18 protein-coding genes are annotated in these 20,567 nt (G+C 46.4%); 13 read left to right on the top strand and 5 right to left on the bottom strand.

What is annotated here, in order from left to right; translation table 11 throughout:
• The first annotated feature begins 126 nt into the window (after positions 1-126).
• Positions 127-807: an enoyl-CoA hydratase/isomerase family protein gene (locus Q1A08_RS16610; protein WP_299774956.1), complete on the top strand. Its 681-nt coding sequence runs from the start codon at positions 127-129 to the stop codon at positions 805-807.
• A 211-nt stretch (positions 808-1,018) separates the two neighbouring features.
• On the opposite strand, the gene Q1A08_RS16605 is transcribed toward Q1A08_RS16610, so the two are convergent.
• Positions 1,019-1,540 (bottom strand): hypothetical protein, encoded by a 522-nt coding sequence (locus Q1A08_RS16605; protein WP_299774954.1) that lies wholly within the window; start codon positions 1,538-1,540, stop codon positions 1,019-1,021.
• Positions 1,541-2,042: 502 nt separating this feature from the next.
• Between Q1A08_RS16605 and Q1A08_RS16600 the strand changes: the two genes are divergently transcribed.
• Positions 2,043-6,017, top strand: coding sequence for an EAL domain-containing protein (locus tag Q1A08_RS16600; RefSeq protein WP_299774952.1), 3,975 nt, complete (start codon positions 2,043-2,045; stop codon positions 6,015-6,017).
• A gap of 56 nt (positions 6,018-6,073) precedes the next feature.
• Here Q1A08_RS16600 and Q1A08_RS16595 read toward each other — a convergent pair whose 3' ends face one another.
• Positions 6,074-7,324, bottom strand: coding sequence for a hypothetical protein (locus tag Q1A08_RS16595; RefSeq protein ID WP_299774950.1), 1,251 nt, complete (start codon positions 7,322-7,324; stop codon positions 6,074-6,076).
• A 282-nt stretch (positions 7,325-7,606) separates the two neighbouring features.
• On the opposite strand from Q1A08_RS16595, the gene ubiE reads away from it, so the two are divergent.
• From ubiE to tatC, 8 genes are all read left to right on the top strand, one after another.
• Complete coding sequence (gene ubiE / locus Q1A08_RS16590) at positions 7,607-8,368, top strand: bifunctional demethylmenaquinone methyltransferase/2-methoxy-6-polyprenyl-1,4-benzoquinol methylase UbiE (RefSeq protein WP_299774948.1); 762 nt, start codon at positions 7,607-7,609, stop codon at positions 8,366-8,368.
• A gap of 13 nt (positions 8,369-8,381) precedes the next feature.
• On the top strand, positions 8,382-9,032 hold the full coding sequence (locus Q1A08_RS16585) for an SCP2 sterol-binding domain-containing protein (protein ID WP_299774947.1): 651 nt from the start codon (positions 8,382-8,384) through the stop codon (positions 9,030-9,032).
• Positions 9,029-10,618 carry a ubiquinone biosynthesis regulatory protein kinase UbiB gene (ubiB, locus tag Q1A08_RS16580; RefSeq protein WP_299774946.1) on the top strand — a complete coding sequence of 530 codons (1,590 nt, stop codon included), beginning with the start codon at positions 9,029-9,031 and terminating at the stop codon, positions 10,616-10,618. The genes Q1A08_RS16585 and ubiB overlap by 4 nt, the downstream gene beginning before the upstream one ends.
• Positions 10,619-10,743: 125 nt before the next feature.
• Positions 10,744-11,127, top strand: a complete 384-nt coding sequence (gene hisI / locus Q1A08_RS16575) for a phosphoribosyl-AMP cyclohydrolase (RefSeq protein ID WP_299774945.1) — start codon at positions 10,744-10,746, stop codon at positions 11,125-11,127.
• 15 nt (positions 11,128-11,142) lie between these two features.
• Positions 11,143-11,481: a phosphoribosyl-ATP diphosphatase gene (locus Q1A08_RS16570; protein WP_299774943.1), complete on the top strand. Its 339-nt coding sequence runs from the start codon at positions 11,143-11,145 to the stop codon at positions 11,479-11,481.
• A gap of 44 nt (positions 11,482-11,525) precedes the next feature.
• Positions 11,526-11,771, top strand: coding sequence for a Sec-independent protein translocase subunit TatA (tatA, locus tag Q1A08_RS16565; RefSeq protein WP_299774941.1), 246 nt, complete (start codon positions 11,526-11,528; stop codon positions 11,769-11,771).
• 5 nt (positions 11,772-11,776) lie between these two features.
• Positions 11,777-12,172, top strand: a complete 396-nt coding sequence (tatB, locus tag Q1A08_RS16560; protein ID WP_299774940.1) for a Sec-independent protein translocase protein TatB — start codon at positions 11,777-11,779, stop codon at positions 12,170-12,172.
• Positions 12,169-12,915, top strand: a complete 747-nt coding sequence (gene tatC, locus Q1A08_RS16555) for a twin-arginine translocase subunit TatC (protein WP_299774938.1) — start codon at positions 12,169-12,171, stop codon at positions 12,913-12,915. Before tatB ends, tatC begins: the two co-directional genes overlap by 4 nt.
• A 63-nt stretch (positions 12,916-12,978) precedes the next feature.
• Here tatC and dtd read toward each other — a convergent pair whose 3' ends face one another.
• Positions 12,979-13,419 (bottom strand): D-aminoacyl-tRNA deacylase, encoded by a 441-nt coding sequence (dtd, locus tag Q1A08_RS16550; protein ID WP_299774936.1) that lies wholly within the window; start codon positions 13,417-13,419, stop codon positions 12,979-12,981.
• 116 nt (positions 13,420-13,535) lie between these two features.
• Positions 13,536-14,507, bottom strand: coding sequence for a prolyl aminopeptidase (gene pip, locus Q1A08_RS16545; RefSeq protein WP_299774934.1), 972 nt, complete (start codon positions 14,505-14,507; stop codon positions 13,536-13,538).
• Positions 14,508-14,669: 162 nt separating this feature from the next.
• Here pip and Q1A08_RS16540 point away from each other — a divergent pair, with 162 nt between their 5' ends.
• The 3 genes from Q1A08_RS16540 to Q1A08_RS16530 all read left to right on the top strand — a co-directional run bounded on the left by Q1A08_RS16540 (position 14,670) and on the right by Q1A08_RS16530 (position 18,899).
• Entirely contained in the window at positions 14,670-15,263 is a 594-nt protein-coding gene (locus Q1A08_RS16540; RefSeq protein ID WP_299774933.1) for a DNA-3-methyladenine glycosylase I, read from the top strand.
• 314 nt (positions 15,264-15,577) lie between these two features.
• Positions 15,578-16,519, top strand: a complete 942-nt coding sequence (locus Q1A08_RS16535) for a DMT family transporter (protein ID WP_299774932.1) — start codon at positions 15,578-15,580, stop codon at positions 16,517-16,519.
• 142 nt (positions 16,520-16,661) lie between these two features.
• Positions 16,662-18,899, top strand: coding sequence for an inverse autotransporter beta domain-containing protein (locus Q1A08_RS16530; RefSeq protein WP_299774930.1), 2,238 nt, complete (start codon positions 16,662-16,664; stop codon positions 18,897-18,899).
• Between the two features lie 96 nt (positions 18,900-18,995).
• On the opposite strand, the gene Q1A08_RS16525 is transcribed toward Q1A08_RS16530, so the two are convergent.
• A complete protein-coding gene (locus tag Q1A08_RS16525; protein WP_299774928.1) occupies positions 18,996-20,237 on the bottom strand; it encodes a hypothetical protein in 1,242 nt (413 codons plus the stop codon).
• Positions 20,238-20,567: the final 330 nt, after the last annotated feature.

Here is a 20,567-nt window from a genome sequence, read left to right as displayed (position 1 = left end):
CAAAATGGTCATTGAGCAAGTGATTCGCAATCATGCAGGATAGCTACATCAACCCAGCAGTAGCTTGCTATACGAAAATAGCGTCGACTTGCTGGTCCCCTGACCTTTTTAACCGAGAAGATGACCATGCCTGCAATGAAGCTAGAGCTTAAAGACAATGTTCACGTACTCACCCTCACTGAAGGCGATACCGAAAATAAACTCACCCAAGAAGTAGTAGAAGAATACCTAGCTCATTTAGATGAAGTGGAAAAGTATCAGGGCAATACTGCACTGATGATTACTTGCGAGCACGAAAAGACCATGTCCACCGGCATAAACCTTGAATGGCTAGGCGCGCAAGATCAAGATGGCCTAATGAAGTTCGTTAAAACACTCGAACAACTTTTGTTCCGCCTAGCGCTATTAGACATGCCCACGGTGGCAGCAATTAATGGCAACTGCTATGCCGGTGGAGCCATCATCTTGAGCGCTGTAGATTTTCGCTTTATGCGGGCCGACAGAGGCCGATTCTGCTACCCAGAAGTAAATATCAATATTCCTTTTACCCCCGTTATGCAAGATATCGTTGGCCTTATGCCCAATAAAAGAGTGCTGAAGGAAATGTGTTTACTAGGGCGAGCATTAACAGGTGAAGAAGCTCTACAAGGTGATGTTGTCGATGGCCTATTTGCAATGGACGAGTTACAACAGAAAACTTTTGAATACGCCCAGCTGTTAACCCAGAAAGATCGCGCTACCTACGCGCAAATTAAGCGTCAGATGCGACCGGATATTGAAAAACACAGAGACGCGCTTTTTGCTTAACAGGCTATTGAAAAACGTTTTCAAGGCAGTTAGCGCTAGGCAAAAACAAGCGAAAAAGCGCAGTTTATATGTAATAAATGAGCATTTTGAGCTTGTTTTTAACAATGCGATGGCAACGCAGATAGTTTTTCAACAGCCTGTTAAGGTCTAATTCACAGGCAGTACTTAGTAAATTAGGCACTGCCAATTTCTTGATTGGACAGATTCACAATTAGTTAGGATCAATCTCAACAGTATCGCCAACTGTTTCACAGTGGCCACCGTGGCAACCACCACCAATGGAATCCACGTCTACGCCGTTAAATGAACTTGATCCGCTTCGCCCCAACCCCAAGGCTTGCGCTGCAGCTTGCTCACCAAAAGCCAAACCTAAAACCGCGAAGCCAAACTCCTTTTTCTGGTCAATATCTAAAAACGCCCACTGATTTTGATATTGCGACCATATAGAGCGCGCATTAATTAGATTCAGCTGTGTCTCTTGTGGCAAATAGTTAAAGTTTTGACGAATATTTTGCCGTAAACGAGCTTCCAGATCAGGTGTATAGGCCGCCATTTCGCCGATTTGAACCAAGCAAAATTGCAGACTCTCCAAATAAGCATTCAAGGCATCCTCACTCAAACTTTGAGACTGAACTTGAAATGGCTGCTGCGCGTGACTAGTCGCAGGGCCATAGAACAGTTGAATACTCAACACACAGCATATAATTAAAAAAGATCTTGCTAAGCTTGGCATAAACCCCTCTAGATACTGAATAACAAATTGCCGAACCAGAATAACAAAGGTGCTCTCTCAGACTATTCCTAAAACTGGGTTATAGGGCAAAGACCTAATACTCAAACTAGTCATATATCAATGGCTGTAACCTCGTAATCCACTGATATGCCCCAACATTACACTCACAGCTATGAGCACTGCGCATTAATTGCCAAGCCTTAAGTCATAAACTATATTTAATGGATGATAGTTGCCTAGGTACACAGTTGCCTGGGTCACTAGCAATAGAATAGCTGGCTGCTATCTTCCATATCGAGCCAAACACGGATGAAATGGGAAGACTTCGCCCACAGCCTCACAAGCTTGGGGAGTCACCTTGAGCAGCCACGACTCTTGTTCACTCCCTAGGCTCCACAGGTTAACTATGAAGTGGTTTTGGTTTGCCTTACTTTGCTTTTTCCCGCTCTGGGCAAAAGCGTTAAATCACAGCGAAAGTGATTTCCGGCTCTATGAGAAAGATATGCCGGGTCTCAACAAGAATGGCTTTGATTTCTTTAAGGATTCCAATGGCTTCTACTGGTTAGCGACAGCTGGAGCTATCTACCGATATGACGGCAATCGTTTAGAGGCTATTTTCGAGAACGGCTTATTAGCCAACGCAGACATCTATCAATTTGTTGAGCAAGGCGGCTACCTTTGGGCTTCTAGCTACGAAGGCTTGTTTCGTATCAATTTGGACACTTATCAAGTCGATCAATTCTCTCATAGCAACGCCAGCTCATCATTAGCCAGCAATAACATCCGTTATCTATCTAAAGATGCTGAAAACCAACTCTGGGTATCTACTATCAAGAGCTTAAGTCTATTTCGTCCTGGGCTAGGGAATTTTAAAAACTACTATTTACCTGAATTAGAGACGGGCTCAGAGTACCAACAGGCTTTTCGAAGAGTTGCCAGTGACGCCAACGGGAATATCTGGGCCGCCACTTATGAGCAAGGCCTCCAGATTCTTGCCAAAGGGCAAGATACATTCAAACCAATTTCACAACTCAGCTATCTGCCCCCAAAACTAGAGCGCTTATTCGAAGGCGGTAATATCTTAGATATTATCAGTCTTAGCAATGGTAATGTCGGCTTGGCTTTAAGCGATCGCTATATCGAATTTAATAGTAATCTCGAAATAGTACACAGTATCGCCCCACGCAGTCATCACACACAAGCCGGCAGCCACCCTCAGCTATACCGCTTACTGGAAGATCGGTCTCAAAGAATTTGGCTGTCAACTTTCAATCAAGTATTGATTCGAATTGGTAAAAACCGAGACCTTATTGAGTACCACTACCACCAGCCTCAAGATAAAGAACACAGCCTGAGAAAGGAGGCCCCCTATCGACTATCGCTTGACCAAGAAGGAAATATCGCACTAACTTACGTCAACAATAATTACCAATTTTGGAGCGTGATAAACGATTCAATTAGCCAAATTGAGCTGCCCGAAAAAAACATTGTCGATAGCTCCGTTGAAGTCAGTAAAATCAAAGGCGATAGATTCGTCTGGCTGGGGTTCAGGAACAGCTCACACGTTTACCTCTTGGATCTTAGCAACAACAGTATTCGCTCCTACAACACCGGGATGCCCATTCAATCCTTCACCGCTATTGATGAACACAACATATACATAAGCACTCGTAACCAAGGCGCTTTTCTTTTAGATTTTGAAAATCGTTCAAGCCTAAAATTCAGCGATCTCCCGATTAGTAACATGAGCTACTCTGCGAAAACCGGGCTTTGGTTTAACACGGAAAATGAGGTCTATCGACATAGCGATGGCCAAAGCCAAAGCTATCAGCTGCCCACCGTCTCTACTTTACTAGGCGCTCATATATACAGCGACCCAGAATGGGGGACTTGGCTATCTACCAGCGATGCGGTTTTTTACTATAACGTTGATGAAAATCGCTTTGAAAAACTGGCTATTGATAGCTCCAACATCATAAATGGCTCCCGCATATCAATTTATCAAGATGCCCTGTGGATCCCAGGCGACGGCTTATTAAAACTAAACCTTAGAAGACAGGGAAGCTTGATTAGCATTACATCTACACAGAATTTCCCGGAGCTCGATAAGGAAATTATTTACAACGTTTCTACAGCACAGGATTCAATCTGGTTAAACAATGCTACCGGCGAGCGAATCTATCAAGTCAGTCACTCAGGAGAGATTAGTAAGCGTTTCGACATCAGCCGTGGATTCCCTCGTAAACCATCAACACAGATACTAGCCACCAGCCACTCGGGGACACTGCTTTTTTCAGAAGCTGGAGAAATATTCTCCCTAGATACAGATAACAGGTTACCTTCTGGTGATACCCAAGCCAGTCGAATTGTTTCCTATGAAATCCTGAACAATGAACAGAATCTTCGCGCCAACTTTAAGCCTGACAGCGAGATTCGGCTTGCCGCGAATGAGCAGACATTAACGGTAAACTTCTCAAACCTTAATTCTTCCTCGCGCTCAGTATTGTCGGAGGAATTCCGCCTGATTGGGCGCAGCCCGCGTTGGGTAAAAGCTTCATCACACACCGCTATTTTTTCCGGTTTGGAACCAGGCCGTTACACATTTGAACTTCGCAGCATTTGGAACAAACAAAACGTTAGCCACGCCAGTATTTTTGTAGCCGCACCATTCTGGAAATCGAGGCCAGCTTATGCCATATACAGCTTGCTTTGTTTTGCCATCCTTGGTCTTATTCTCTACCTGCGTTGGGACAAAAAGCGCAGCGAAAGAAAGTCCGAATCGCAGATTCGTCTATATGCAAAGGCCTTCGAAAGTGCCGCCGAAGGGTTTTGTGTTGTCGATTCACGAAGTCGAATTTTAAATAGCAATGCATCTTTTAAAACCTTAATCGGAAGCTCTCCACATGCGCTGACTCGCTGCCGCTCGACTAAAGTATCAGATTTTGAATACAGCCAAATATGGCAGGAGCTTATAGAAAACGGCGTAAGCCAAGGCAAAAGCTGGTGTAAAGACAGCAAGGGTAATGACATCCCCCTATCCTTTACCGGCTCAGCCATTGAAGGCTATGAGTATGAGCGCCCGCTTTATATGGTTGTTCTTAGCGACATCAGCTCCCAGATAAAATACGAGAAAGAACTTGAAACTATGTCAAACTACGATAGTTTGACAGGCCTTGCCAATCGCAACTTGTTTAGAGAAAAACTAAAATCGGCGATCAATAATTATCATCACATTACTCGTAACAAATTCGGCATACTCTATTTTGATGTAGACCGCTTCAAAACCATTAACGACTCGCTCAGCTACCAGCATGGTGACAAATTGCTGCATGAGCTTGGCAATAAACTCAGCCAGACCTTGAGACCACAGGATTCCCTATGCAGACTGGGCAGCGATGAATTTGTGGCCATCATTGAAAATATACAATCAAACGAGTTACTCGGCGAAATCTCTGACCGACTTATCAACAGTGCCGAGCAGGCCATGATTCTAGATGGCAAAGAAGTCTTTGTTTCTCTAAGCATAGGCATCGCCATCTACCCAGATGACAGTAGTGACTCTGAGGACCTTATTAAAAAAGCTGATGCTGCTAGACACTCTGCAAAATCAAAAGGTGGGGGGCGCTACAGTTATTTTTCTGCTGAAATGAGTTCCAGCCTGCGAACTGCACTCAAGCTGGAATCTGAGATACGCCAGGCTGTAAGAAACAAGGAGTTTAAACCACACTTTCAGCCCAAGATTTGTATGCAATCTGGTGAAATGATTGGTGTTGAAGCTTTGGTACGCTGGTACAAACCTAACACCGATATCATTATGCCGGGGGTATTTATTGATGCCGCAGAAAAAACCGGGGCCATCGTAAAAATTGGTTTACAAGTACTGCATGAATCTTGCCAACTTCTGGAGAGTTGGAAACATGCCGGCATAAGAGATTTAAGCATTGCCGTTAATGTATCTGCCCATCAACTTTCCCAAGATAATTTTATTCAGGCCGTAAAGGATGTTTTCTCGCAATACGACTGCAAAGCAAGCGCAATCGAATTTGAAATTACAGAAAGCATACTGATGGCCAATAAGAGCGACTCGGTTACAAAACTCAGCCAGCTACGAACCATGGGGCATCATATTTCTGTTGACGATTTCGGCACTGGATATTCGTCTCTATCCTATCTAACCGAGCTTCCAATCGACACGCTGAAAATTGATCAATCTTTTGTAAAAAATATGCTCAAAGATCAAAAGCAACTTAGTGTAGTAAAGGCGATCATTGAGCTTGCAAAGAATTTGGGCTTGAATGTTGTAGCCGAAGGCGTCGAGACCCAAGAGGATCACAATAAACTTAAGCAGCTAAATTGCCACTGCGGTCAAGGGTACTGGTATGCCAAACCAATGAGCGCAGAAGATTTATCCAATAGCGAATTATTCAAGCAGCTACTACACAGTAAGAATGACGAAATGCTAAGCCCTAGGAGCTAAAAAGGGTTGAAGCTTACACTTCAACCCTTTTTAGCTAGAACGTTTAAACTGAGAAATTAAGCTGGCAAAGCTCGCATCTCAAACAAGGCATCTAAGAATGCTTGACGGCGAGCTCGCATCGCTCGACGAGCCACTTCCATTTCTGCTTTTAGCAATTCAAGCTTTTCACGAAATTCAATTTTCGGCAAGCTGGCGCTTTTAAGCTGTAATTTCAGCTGACTTTTACGCTGCTTAAATTGTTCAAAGCGCTGGGCAGCTTCCAGCCACTCGCCTTTTAGAAATTCCAACTTATCCTCCCAAGCTTGCCAACGTGCAGTTTTGGTATCGGTCTGGGCTTGAATTAATTTACGACGGGCTAAAATTTCAGCCTCTTGGCGTTTATTGGCGCGGTGTAAACCTTTTACCAAACCGATAGCACGCAAGCCTAAAATCACATAACGAGTTGGATCCAATAGCCAACCGCTGATGCCAAAGCCGTTGCGATAATCGCGTGCAAAATCATGGTGGTCGGCGTGGTGATTGCCTTCGCCCAAAGGCCCTAGCCAAATATAGTTGTTTACGGCCGAGCTGAAAGCACCAGGAGTAAAGCCCCACATATGGGTTACGCTGTTTACCGTCCAAGTATTGTGCTGTGCCAATACAAAACCAGCGATACCGGCCATCATCATGCACAGCATGCCAACAAAGCCCGCAAGATATAAACCCAAAGCCATTGGCACTAAGAAATTCAACAACACCAGCAATGGGATGTAGAGCTTCTCTTGCCAAACCAATGCCGGATGATTCTTACTTTGATAGGCGCGCTCGATCATTTCGTCTTCGGGGTGCTTAAAGTAATAAGTCAGCATATGGGACCAGGCGAAATTGCGCCAAGCATCTGGGAACCAGGTTGCACTGTAAGGATCACGCTGATGCTGGCCATTGCGATCCACACCATGATGAATAATGTGCATAGCTGCCCAGCGACGAACAGGCCCCTGTACGGCCATCACTTGGCCAATAAAACCAAACAGGATATGTACCGGCCAGCTCACCATGCGGGCAGCACCATGGGCAATTAGGCGATGACTGTAAACGGTGGTGGATAGGCTACCAATTAAGGCGTGCAAAATGGTCCACGCCAACATCCAAACCCACAAACCTTCTGGGGCAAAGAAGTAGGCGAAAGGTGTGGCGATTAGCGCTAAGACATGGGTAATACTTAGAAAGCTGGCAGTAACCCAATCGATCTTAAAGCCAGCTTCGAAAACGTCCCGAAAGCGGCTATAGATAGGGGCAGGTCTATGCTGGTTGGCAGGCTGCGACATAATTTACCTTAAATACAACTTGATCTGAGCTGAAGTATAAACCATTTCGCAACAGCAGCACCCAGATTGCGACGGGATCGCATAAATTACCGGCAATTTACCCGACAGCAGCCTACCCCATACACCCACACCCTCTCGTCTCACCTCTAACCTCTCTCGCCTTTCGTCTCACACCTAACATTCCCTTGACCCAGCTCAGTCTAGCTTGGCCTCTCAAACATGGCATTTACAGCTCCAGCCTGTAAAATAGCGGCCGACTAAATTTCTAGCGAATCGGGCATTATGAGCGAGCACAAACAAGAGCAGGAAACCACCCACTTTGGTTATGAAACCGTCGACAAAGGCGAAAAAGCCGGTCGAGTAGCCGATGTATTCCATTCTGTAGCCGCAAAATATGACTTGATGAACGACTTGATGTCAGGTGGCGTCCACCGCCTGTGGAAGCGCTACACCATCGAGCTTTCCGGCGTACGCGCAGGCCAAAAGGTATTAGATATTGCCGGTGGCACTGGCGATTTAACCCTTAAGTTCAGCCGCCTAGTGGGCCCGGAAGGCCAAGTTGTACTGGCCGACATCAATGACTCTATGTTGAAAGTTGGCCGCGATAAGCTGATCGATAAAGGTGTTGCAGGCAATGTACAGGTCTCCCAAGCGGACGCTCAATTTCTGCCCTTTGCTGATAACACCTTTGATTGCATCACCATCGCCTTTGGCCTGCGCAATGTAACCGATAAAGACCTAGCTTTACGCTCTATGCTGCGCGTATTGAAGCCCGGCGGCCGGTTGCTGGTTTTAGAGTTTTCCAAGCCAGGTAATCCATTACTGGAAAAGGCCTATGACGCCTACTCTTTCGCCTTTTTGCCGACCATGGGCCGCTTGATCACTGATGATGCCGATAGCTACCGCTACTTAGCAGAATCTATCCGCATGCACCCAGACCAGAATACCCTAAAAGACATGATGAGTAATGCCGGCTTTGCAGCCTGCGAATATCACAACATGACTGGCGGCATTGTAGCGCTGCACAAAGGCATTAAGCCCTAAGCGAGCTTTTAGCATGGACCCAACCCTAAGCACAGCCGCATTCGCCAGTTTAGAGCGCATGATCAATAGCGCCTTAAACTATGACCCAGGCAGCCAACAAAAGCTGCGCAAGCTCGGTGCAAAAACCCTGCAGATTTGCTGTCAGGGGCCAACTATCACGGCCTTTGTACTCATAGACGGCGGCCAGGTTCAACTGCGACAGCATTATGAAGGCCAAATAGACTGCCAGCTCAAAGGCAGCGCCATGGCACTCGCCAACTTAGGACTATCCTCCCAGCACAGCTTGGCCAACAGCGGCGTACAAGTCTTTGGCAGCACTGGCTTGTTAGTAGACCTACAGGGTATCGCCAAAGATTTAGACATCGACTGGGAAGAACCCTTAAGCCAACTGCTTGGCGATGTCGCAGGCCCCAGCCTAGCGGGCCTAGTGCGAAAAGGCATGAGCTTCTGGCGCGAACGCGAAGCCAGTGTATGGCAACGCAGCGGTGAAGCCCTTAGCGAAGAGCTGCGTGCTACTCCACACCCTTATGAACAAGAAGATTTTAATCAGGCGGTAGATCAGCTACGTGATGACGGCGAGCGACTGGCCGCTAAAGTAGCCAAGTTTCAGCACAGCCTGGAAGCGGCCCTGAGCGCCGCTAAGCAAGGAAACCAACCCGAATGACGGCACTGTTTCGCCTTTTGAAGATTATCCGCGTTGGCGCCCGCTATCGCTTAGATTTACTGCTCGATAGCGCACAACAACCCTGGTGGTTGCGCAGTGCAAAGCCTTTGCTATGGCTGTTTCCTAAAGGCGAGTTGAGCCGCGGGCAACGCCTGCGTCATGCCCTAGAAGAGCTAGGCCCCATCTTTGTAAAGTTTGGTCAGCTGCTATCTACGCGCCCAGACTTGGTCCCGCAAGATATCGTTAAAGAGCTAAACCACCTGCAAGACAATGTGGCGCCCTTTAACCAAGCTGAATTTCAAAAGATTGTTGAAAGCTCTCTGGGCCAGCCGGTCGAAGAGTTATTTGCAGAGTTCTCTGCCGAGCCACTCGCCTCCGCCTCGGTGGCCCAGGTACACACGGCAAAGTTAAAAAGCGGTGAAGAAGTCGTCGTTAAAGCAGTACGACCTGGTATTGAAAACACTATCAATGAAGACATTGCCTTACTATTTCGCCTAGCAAGCCTAGTGGAACGCTTCAGTGCAGATGGCCGCCGTTTGCGTCCTGTTGAGGTAGTAGAAGACTATCAACATACCATCTTAAATGAGCTCAATCTGCAGATGGAGGCCGCCAATGCCTGCCAGCTGCGCCGTAATTTTGAAAACTCACCGATACTTTATGTACCCAAGGTGCACTGGGAGTTTTGCCGTCAGAATGTGATGGTCATGGAGCGCATTTATGGCATTCCGGTCACCGATATCGAGCAGCTAGAAGCGCAGAATACCGATATGAAGCGCTTGGCCGAGCGCGGTGTAGACATCTTCTTTCGACAGGTTTTTGAAGATAATTTTTTCCATGCCGATATGCACCCGGGAAATATTTTTGTTGCCAGAGAAAACCCGAAGCAGCCTAAATATATCGCCGTCGATATGGCCATTGTGGGCAGTTTAAATCGCGAAGATCAGTACTACCTCGCTCGTAATATGCTGGCCATCTTCCGCCGCGATTATCGCCAAGTCGCCGAGCTGCATGTGCAATGTGGCTGGGTACCGGCCGACACCCCAATTGGAGAGTTTGAAAATGCCATTCGCAGTGTATGCGAACCTATTTTTGAAAAGCCTTTGGCAGAAATCTCTTTTGGTCAGGTGCTGATCCAGCTTTTCCAAACCGCCCGCCGCTTTGATATGCAGGTACAACCACAGCTGGTACTACTGCAAAAAACCCTTCTTAATATTGAAGGCCTTGGTCGCCAGCTCTACCCCGATCTGGATCTATGGAGCACGGCCCACCCCTATCTTGAGCGCTGGTTAAAGGATCGCTTTGCACCAAAAGCACTATGGCAGCAGTTTAAGCGCTACGCCCCAGAATGGATGGAGAAGTTCCCCGAGATCCCTGAGCTGATCTATGAGAACCTAGAAAGACAGCGCTTGCGACCAGCCACCCAGAACATCGTAAAGCCAGAGCCTAAGACACGCCAAGGCCGTTATTTGTGGCCTATTATGGGCACCGCCTGCTTATTAATGGCGGCGGGACCGGCGCTCGCTGCTTGGTCGTATCAATCGTTACTTTTGGCAGTAGTTGGCCTCGCCCTACTCTGGCATCGTTAGGCCCTGTTGGCGCCAGCTTTAAACTTTCGTTAAGGCTTCGCCACTAGCTTTAGCCGAGACGGGCGCTATGCAATAATGCGCCCTCATAGTAAAACATAGCAAACAGCCGGCAATAAGGTTTAACAATGAGCAACTGGCTAGATGAAGTTAAGTGGGACAGTAACGGCCTTGTTGCCGCCATCGCCCAAGATAGCAAAACAGGCCGCATTTTGATGATGGCTTATATGAATCGCGAAGCATTAGAGCTTACCGTAGAGCGCCAGGAGGCCGTTTATTACTCGCGTTCTCGTCAAAAGCTTTGGCATAAGGGCGAGAGCTCAGGGCACACTCAAAAGCTAGAAGAAATTCGCTTAGATTGCGATGGCGATATGATCGTTATGCAGGTGCAGCAAATTGGTGGCATCGCCTGTCATACTGGGCGCGAATCATGCGCTTATCGCCGCTTAGAAAATGAACAGTGGGCCATCGTTGATCCGGTGTTAAAAGATCCTTCAGATATCTACCAGTAAGGACAGAGGCCAACCATGACACACGATGTACTAGAGCAATTAAGTAAAGTGCTTACTGAGCGTAAGCAGGCTGCAGATCCAAATAGCTCCTATGTAGCAAGCCTGCACCATAAAGGCTTGAACAAGATTTTAGAAAAAGTTGGCGAAGAAGCCGTCGAAACCGTGCTGGCCGCTAAAGACGCCGAGCACAGTGGTGATAATAAAGACCTTATTTATGAAACAGCGGACCTGTGGTTTCACACCCTGGTTATGCTTAGTCATCTTGGCGAAGATGCCAGCGCTGTTGTTAGTGAATTAGAGCGTCGTTTTGATCTTTCTGGTTTGGAAGAAAAAGCGGCTCGTAAAAACAAATAAGCTTTACTGCTAGCAGTAAGCGTTTCTAGAGCGAGGAAAAGATAATGGGTTTAGGTGGGATTAGCATTTGGCAGCTACTGATCATTTTAGTGATTGTGTTGCTATTGTTCGGCACTAAGCGCTTAAAGAACTTAGGCGGAGATTTAGGCGGCGCTATTAAAGGCTTTAAAAAGGCTATGAATGACGAAGATAAAGGCGAAGATAAAGAAGCGCCTAAATCTGTCGAGCAAGATAAAAGCGAAAGTGTAAGCACTGAAAAAGAAACTGAATCCGAAAAAGCTGAAAAGTAAGCTTTATGTTTGATATTGGTTTTTTTGAGCTTTTGCTGATTGCCGTAGTGGGCCTGGTCGTTATTGGGCCCGAACGCCTGCCTGGCACCCTGCGTAAGCTTGCGCTTTACTGGGGGCGCATTAAACGCAGCATTAGCGATACACGCCAAGAAATTGAACAGCAAATTGGCGCCGATGATATTCGTCGCCAACTGCACAATGAAGAGGTTATGGAGCGTTTAGCCAAAGCTGAGGCAGAACTTAATAAAAGCCTTGACATTGAAGAGCCTAACAAGACCTCGGAGCAAAGCGCTGTCATCGGTAGCGATGAAGCTAAGCCAGAATCAAGCTCAGAGCTAAACTCAGAACCTCAAGCGGCCGCTGAAAAACCTCAGCCGACAAGTGATAAAACAGCATCATGAATGACAGCAGTGAACACCAAGATGTAGAACAGCCACTAGTTCAGCATCTGATTGAATTACGTGACCGTTTATTACGTTGTATTTTAATTGTGCTGTTGGTTTTTGCTGGCTTATTTTATTTTGCCAACGATATTTACACCTTCGTCGCCGCACCACTGCAAAAGTTCTTACCCGAAGGGGCAGGCATGATCGCCACCGAGGTGGCCGCACCTTTCTTAACCCCCTTTAAGTTAACGCTATTTGTTTCGATTTTTGTCTCTATGCCATTTTTGATCTATCAAGTCTGGCAATTTATCGCGCCTGCGATGTACAGAGAGGAACGCCGTCTAGCACTGCCTATTTTTGTATCCAGTGTATTTCTTTTTTATGCAGGTATCGCCTTTGCCTATTATGCGGTGTTCCCACTGGTGTTTGGCTTTTTCACATCCGTGGCACCAGAAGGCGTATCGGTGATGACCGATATGGGTAGTTATTTGGATTTTATTTTAAAAATCTTCTTCGCCTTCGGCTTGGCGTTTGAGATTCCTATCGCGACCTTTATCTTGATATCTGCTGGCGTGAGCACACCCGAAAGCTTAGGTGAAAAACGCCCCTATATCATTGTGGGTTGTTTTGTATTGGGCATGCTGCTTACCCCACCAGATGTAATCTCGCAGCTTTTGCTAGCGCTGCCGATGTGGCTACTGTTTGAAGTGGGCATCATTATGGGCAAAACTCTAGTTAAGCGCGAAGCCAACTCCTAAACCACTGGGGTCAGAACCCGTGGGTTCTGACCCCGAATCGGAGCTGTGATCTTGCTGCTACAACTAAGCTTCCAACATAAACGTCACCGGCCCATCATTACATAGGCTAACTTTCATATCCGCACCAAACTCACCAGTAGCAACTTTACCCTGATGCTTCTGCTGCAAACTCGACACAAAATAGTTATACAACTCTTCTGCCTCAGAAGGTGGCTTAGCCGTAGAAAAACCCGGACGCAAACCTTTTTTCGTTTCTGCCGCCAAGGTAAATTGTGATATCGCCAACACACCACCTTCAATATCACTCACACTCAAATTCATGCGCTCTTGCTCATCGGAAAAGATGCGATACTTTAAAAGCTTATCAAGCAGCTTATCGGCCTGCTCCTTGCCGTCATCTTTTTCGATACCTAACAGCAATAAAATACCCTGCTCAATCGCACCAACTTCTTCACCAGCAACCACAACATTAGCGTGACTGACTCTTTGAATTAAACCTTTCAAGATACTTCCTTAGAGAGATAAAAATCGGGGTCAGAACCTTTCGGGTTCTGACCCCATTTGAATTTGTTAAAACAGATTTAAACTAATAGTGTTAGCTTTGATTGCTCAAGAAACAACTAAGCCCCGCGATGAAAATCGCCCTTAAAGCGCTCGGCCATTTCTTCCGTCGCTCGTACTAGTGCATCGGTGATACTAGGCTCGCTTGAGGCATGGCCAGCATCACGAACAATATGCAACTCCGAATCCGGCAACACATTATACAGGCTCACAGCATTATCCAGCGGGCAGACCATATCGTAGCGACCATGAACAATCGTGGTTGGAATACCCGCTAACTTCTCAGCATTCTTAATAATCTGATCTTGCTCAATAAAGGCCTCGTTTACAAAGTAATGAGCCTCAATTCGAGCCATGGCTAAAGCCACATGTGGATCGGAGTAGTGCGCTTCTTTGTCAGCACTCGGGCGTAGCGTAGAACAACGCCCCTCCCATACCGACCAATGCTTAGCCGCATTCATTTTAGCTAACTCATCACTGCCGGTTAAACGCCGGTAATAAGCCGAGATCATATCTTCACGTTCAGCAGGTGGAATAATCTCTTCATAATCCTGCCAATAATCGGGAAATATATGATGCGCGCCCTCTTGGTAAAACCAACGCAGGTCTCGATCACGACAGAGGAAGATGCCTCGTAAAATCATCCCCATTACTCGATCAGCATGTTCTTGGGCATAGAGCAGACTCAAAGTAGAACCCCAAGAGCCACCAAACAAGACCCATTGATCAACCTCTAAGCGCTCACGAATTTGCTCAATATCGGCAATCAGTTTTTGAGTGGTATTGGCCTCTAACTCAGCATGGGGCAAAGAGCGCCCTGCACCACGCTGATCAAATAGAATAATGCGATACATTTCCGGATCGAAGAAACATCGATCCTTCTTGCTGCAACCGCCTCCAGGCCCACCATGAATGAATAAGACCGGTATCCCCTCCGGGTTCCCACACTCTTCTACATAGAGCTGATGACCATCAGAGACGGATAGATAAAAGGTCTTATAGGGCTTAATGGATGGATAGAGCATTAACATAGGGGCAAGCACTCCTGGCGGTAAAATGGACAACAGGCCAAACCGAGCCTTAGAAACATTATAGAAGCTATTTTTAAGGCAGTTAGGCAAGCATATCAAAGAAACTTAACTTGCTCTAAGTGCTAGCGGCTTTATTATGAGCTTCCAACGAGGAGATTTACCATGCCCAGCAAGAAAGCCCCCTGCCGCTGCCCCTGGCTAGACACCAGTAAAGAAGACTATGTTCGCTACCACGACGAAGAATGGGGCGTCCCCGTATATGACGATAAAGTCATGTTCGAATTCTTGGTGCTTGAGTCCGCCCAAGCAGGGCTCAGCTGGTATACAGTATTACAGCGTCGTGAAGGCTACCGTAAAGCATTTGCGAATTTTAACGCCAAAAAGGTCGCCAAGTTTGATCAGGCCAAAGTTGAAGAGTTGGTGCAAAACCCCGCTATCATTCGCCATCGTGGCAAGATTGAAGCTGCCATCAGCAATGCCAAGATCTTTTTAGAGATTCAAAAGGAGTTTGGCAGCTTTAGTGACTATATGTGGGCCTATGTGAATCACAAGCCCATCAAAAACAAAATTACCAAGATGGAAGAGTATCCGGCCACGACTGATATATCGGACGCCATCAGTAAAGATCTTAAAAAACGTGGTTTCAAATTCTTCGGCTCCACCATCTGCTACGCCCATATGCAAGCCTGCGGCCTAGTAAACGATCACAGCCAAGATTGCTTCCGCCGTACTCAAGTAAATAAACTAGCCAAGTAATTGGGAGGAGGGGTCAGAACCCTTGGGTTCTGACCCCAATCGAAGTCCCTATCTACACACACCAGCCCTCCAATAGACGTCCTCAAGGACAAACGCGACCAAGTCAAAGGCGCAATCTCGCAAAAAAATCAAAACCTCCGCAACTCCATCAATTACAGCAACACCACAAACAAACTGCCCAAACCTGGGGTCAGAACCCGCGGGTTCTGACCCCGATCGGAGCCGCGACCTGAAACTAGCAACTTAGCTTTGAGGAAAGCCTCAAGCCTGCTAAGATCGCCTGCTTTGTCCAATAAGCACAGGTTTTTTTAGACATGATTCGTTCCGGACGCTCAGCATTTTGGGCCCTAGTGATTGTGAACATCATTTGGGGTGCTGGCTTTGTGGTTATCGACAAAGCTATTGATATTGTCGCTGTGAATACCTTTAACACCCTACGCTTCAGCCTAGCCGCACTGTGCCTCATACCACTGTGGTGGATGTCAAAAGAGCGCCACTCTTTTAGCGGCCACGGCCCAGTACTAAAAACGGGTTTTGGTTTAGGGTTACTGCTGTTCTTAGGCTTCAGCACCCAAACCCAAGGCATGCTTTATACCAGCGTTTCTAATGCGGGTTTTATTACTGGCCTTTGTGTACCACTAACCCCAGTAATCGCCTACCTACTGTTCAAAAAGCAAGTTGATAAGGCAGTGTGGATTAGTGTCGTTATGGCAACAGCTGGCTTATATATGCTTACTGTGGGTGATAAGCTGGAATTTAATAGCGGCGACATACTAGTCACCATCTGCGCCATCTGCTTTGCCTTGCATATTTGTTTTACCGATCGCTATGCCGACCGCTACCCCGTCGTACTGCTCAGTATTTATCAGCTTGCGGCGGTAGGAGTTTATAGCGCAATCGCAGCAGCATTCGGTATTGGCGAAACTCAAGAATACCCGCCGATTCAAGAGCAATTGCTTAGCTCGGTAGTTATTCAAGCCGTACTTTATTCAGCCGTGCTGGGAAGCGCATTCGCATATTGGGCCCAGACATCTAGCCAACGATTACTGGAGCCCCATAAGGTCGCCTTAGTATTTGCTCTAGAGCCTATTTTTGCGCACTTCTTTGCCTATGTATTTTTAGATGAGCATTTAGGCTTTAAAGGCTGGATCGGCGCCGGCTTGATTATTAGCGCAATGCTCTATGCCGAACTGGGCGGAAAGCGTAAAGCTAAGATGCAACCGCTGGATCAAACTAGCAGTCCGAGCTTGGATTAGCATTATTTTGAGCAATGTCCGAAAAATAAAAACAATTGTCTTAATTTGGACACCCTGACATTCCCAAGAAGTATAAAGTGCCACACATGATTTGTAGCTATCTAACTATTGATAGCTAGCCGGTACTATACGAGGAATTGTTATGGGTAAATTTAAATGCTCAGCCTTAAGCTTAGCCATCGCTGCTTGCTCACTGAACGCGAGCGCAAACGAATGGAGCAGTAATCTCCGCTTTGAAGCCAAAGGCGGCTCCGAGCGAAGCCTTGGGCGCTTCGACCTAACCCTACCTATTTATCAGAATAATAGCTCCCTGTTATTTGCCGACTGGCGCTATGTTCTATCCAATAAAAGCACCCGCGAGGGCAATATCGGTTTAGCTTACCGCCGTATCAATCAAGCGGAAGATCGAATTTACGGTATTTATGGTTTCTACGATCAACGTACAACTAAGGCAGATAACAAGTTTAAGCAATTAACCCTTGGGATCGAAAGCTTAGGTATCGATTGGGATTTGCGTTTTAACGCTTATTTACCCGACGATGAACAAAAAAGCACTCATATAGAAACTGTAAAGGTGGATAAAACCCCTTTTCTCAGTGGCAACAGTATTTGGGTGAATCAAGATTACCAACTGCAGTATTTTGAAGAAGCCATGCGCGGCGCCGACATTGAAATAGGACACCGCATCCCTGGCTTTGAAAACCTTCGAGCCTATGCAGGCGCTTTTCGTTTCAGCGGCGATAACAGTCCAACTATTGAGGGTGGCCGATTACGGCTTGAAACCCAACTGCAAGATTGGTTAAGCGTAGGGATTGAACACCAGCATGACAATATCCGCGGCGATGAAACCTATATTACCGCACGCCTCAATTATCGTTTTGGGCAACAAAGCGACAGCGCAAACGGCAATCGTTTGCGACAACGCATGATGGCACCCATTGTCCGAGATATTGATATTGTCACTCTGCAGGCAGATCACAGCGCATTTGTTGTAGAACCCTCGGCGACCGCCCTTAAAGATGAACAAGGAAGCACCTACGAAATTTGGTATGTCGATGATGATGCCGCAAGCGATGGCAACGGCAGCTTTGAAACACCCTTTCAAACCATTGCTCAAGCGGCGCAACAGGTCGGAGAAAGCGCCACTATCTATATTCACTCGGGCACCTATGAAACACCGCTACACAGCACTTACCTAGCCTATGACCAGGAAGTTACTGAAAACGGTCACGAGACAGAGTTAGCCAACACACTGAATCAGCGACTCGAGTCAAACTACAATGAACAGCTTACACTAGGACACCTGCCTAGCGGGGTAACCTTAAATGGCGCAAAGGGCTTAACCTTGGGTAATACCACCCTTATAGCCGAAGGCGACCGACCAGTATTGCTAGGGCATATTTTCACTTTGAGCGGAGGTGAAAATCACGTATTTGGAATACATACGGACACCACTATCTTTAACTTGGAAGCAAGCGACTTAACTTTATTCGACAGCCAGCTTGGTGGTGTAAGCGGCATCCAGCTGAATCCAGGTTCAATCACTCTGCGTATTGATAATGTCATTTTCAGTGGCGGCGGTTTAGGCAGTAGTTATGACCCTGGAAATTGGGATGGGACTAATATTCAAATTAGCAATAGCCACTTCAGTTCAGAAAGAGCGACAAACACGTTTATCAATAATTTCAACTTCAAAGGCGAAGGCCATATTGATTTTAGCTTCTCAAACAATGTCATCGATGGCCCAGGAATTGGAGTTAAAGTTAGCCTTTGGGGCGAAACCAGCGCCACGGTTAACATCAGCAATAACCAATTTATCGATGCTAACGCCCCAATAAGGCTGGAAAATGTTGGAGGCGGGACACTCGGGGCAACTATCAGCAACAACCATCTAATAGCCGATAGCGATTTATTCGAAGAAGACTACTGGCTGGCCTCGGGCATCGATCTCAGCATTAGCATGCCTGGTGATACCTCCTTAGAAGAACATTCATTTGGAGCCATTCACGCAAATATCGAAAACAATCATATTGAAGGCTTTGATCGGGCAATTGAAACCGGCTTCTGGCTCAGCGAAGAAAGCTCCCTAGTAGCCACGGGTAATACACTGGAAAACAACCGCATTGCTTTTCAGATTAATTCGGGATGGGACCTCGCCGAGGTCATCGACCATAGTTACACGCTTAGAGAAAATCGTTTTATTAACAACGAAATCAACTTTGCAAACTTCTATACCAACCGAGATTTACCGATTACGGTTGACGCGCAATATAATTGGTGGGGTAGCGCTTCGGGTTATACAAGCGATAGCGAGCAGGTTGGCTACCAAGTCGACACAAGCAATCACTGCAAACAAGACCCCGACTTAGGCGAGTGCTAAGCTAAACAAGTGATTAAATAACTTAGCGTGCAGGACACTTCAGTCCTGCACACTTATTTTTAATAACCAAAAAAAATCTTTTGGCGAAATCCAATTCTAGTGACGCACTAGTAGGCAGCGACTCCATTTCTCACCGCCACCTTCCACTCTATTGCCGCTTTCATCAATACCGTCAAAACACACTTTATCACCCGCCAACTTTGCAAACTCACTAGGGAAATATGGGTTTACGATTTTAGTAAAAGAGCGACCATCTGCGTAGATTCCATTAAAGAGTAGAATTTTTGAATCTATATCATTAAGAAGAACAACGTATTTTTCAAAATTTGGATACACTAAAATCTCTAATGCACCTTCCATATTATGTAACTTCCAAAAAACGCTTGGCTCGAGACGCTTATCCGATAGTGCACCTTTAAGATCAAGCGGACTCAGCCCCGCCAACTTAATAAAACGCGCACATTGAGTCGCGTATTCATTAACTGTCATCAATGGTTTGTAAAGCACACGCCAAACGGAACTCCACCCCCTCTGCTGCTCAACCCTCTCCAAAGCAAAGTTATACATAAGATTAAACTCTCTCGCTGCGGAACGAGAGAAATCCCGTTCTTCAGCACTGAAGTTTTTGATAGCTTTCAATGCCACTTCACCCGTGGCTTCCGATGCAATTACAGAAAGCACATCTATGGTTTGTCTAAACGATACGAGAAAGGTTATTTTTCCAACCAGCTGATCTTGTAAACTCAGCATCTTACGCTGAGATTCTAACAAATCATAAAGCGCATCGATTGCAGCCTGACTGCCACCCTGTTGATGCAGTTGAATGGCCTGCATATGGATAAGGCGATCAGCTGACATCAACTGCAAGTACGGAGCAAAGGGCTCCGACAAGATTGGCTCACTTAGCGTGTTGTACTCATAAAATTGATAAAATTCTTTTACCCTATCTAATCGAGTTTTGTATTGCTCCAGCAGCCTCTCTATTTCAAATCGCCCAGAGAATAATATGTTTAGGCAATTGTCTTCCCAAGTTTTGCAGGCTAAGTCGCCCTCAATAGCGGGCAAGCCACCTTCCTTGTATGAAATGGCATACCCGCTGTCTTTTTCTTGTTTTCTGATTTCAAGTAACAGGCGAGTACCTTCTTCGAGCGGCGATTCGCCTTTAGGAGCAGCAAAGCCCATTAGGAATCGATAAGCCGGGCTATCTATACTCGGATCAACTTTTGATAGCAGCGCTAAAGACTCTTCGCTGAGCGCTTCGTCTCGCTGCAAAAACCAAAGAAATGCTGCCAGAACAGCAAACATTGAAAGCACAAAGGCAATTGCTTTTATTCTCATACTCAATCATTCCGTCGATGTTGATGCTTAGAGTAATAGCAGGCTTGCGATTTTGTAAAGTATGAGTTTTATCGAGTGGGGTCAGATCCCGCCGCAATAGAAACCACGATTTAATCGACTACCACATTCTTATTGAAGATGGGATCTGACCCCGTTAAGACTGGCACAACCTCAGCCGCACTCGACGAAATAGAATTGGGGTCAGATCCCGCCGTAATAGAAACTACGACTTAATCGACTACCGCATTCTTATTGAAGAGGGATCTGACCCCGTTAAGGCTGGCGCAACCTCAGCCGCACTCGACGAAATAGAATTGGGGTCAGATCCCG

Source organism: uncultured Pseudoteredinibacter sp. (genome assembly GCF_947500695.1).
GTDB lineage: Bacteria > Pseudomonadota > Gammaproteobacteria > Pseudomonadales > Cellvibrionaceae > Pseudoteredinibacter.
The sequence above is the reverse complement of the archived record's forward strand: the minus strand, read 5'-3'. Positions and strand labels throughout refer to the sequence as shown.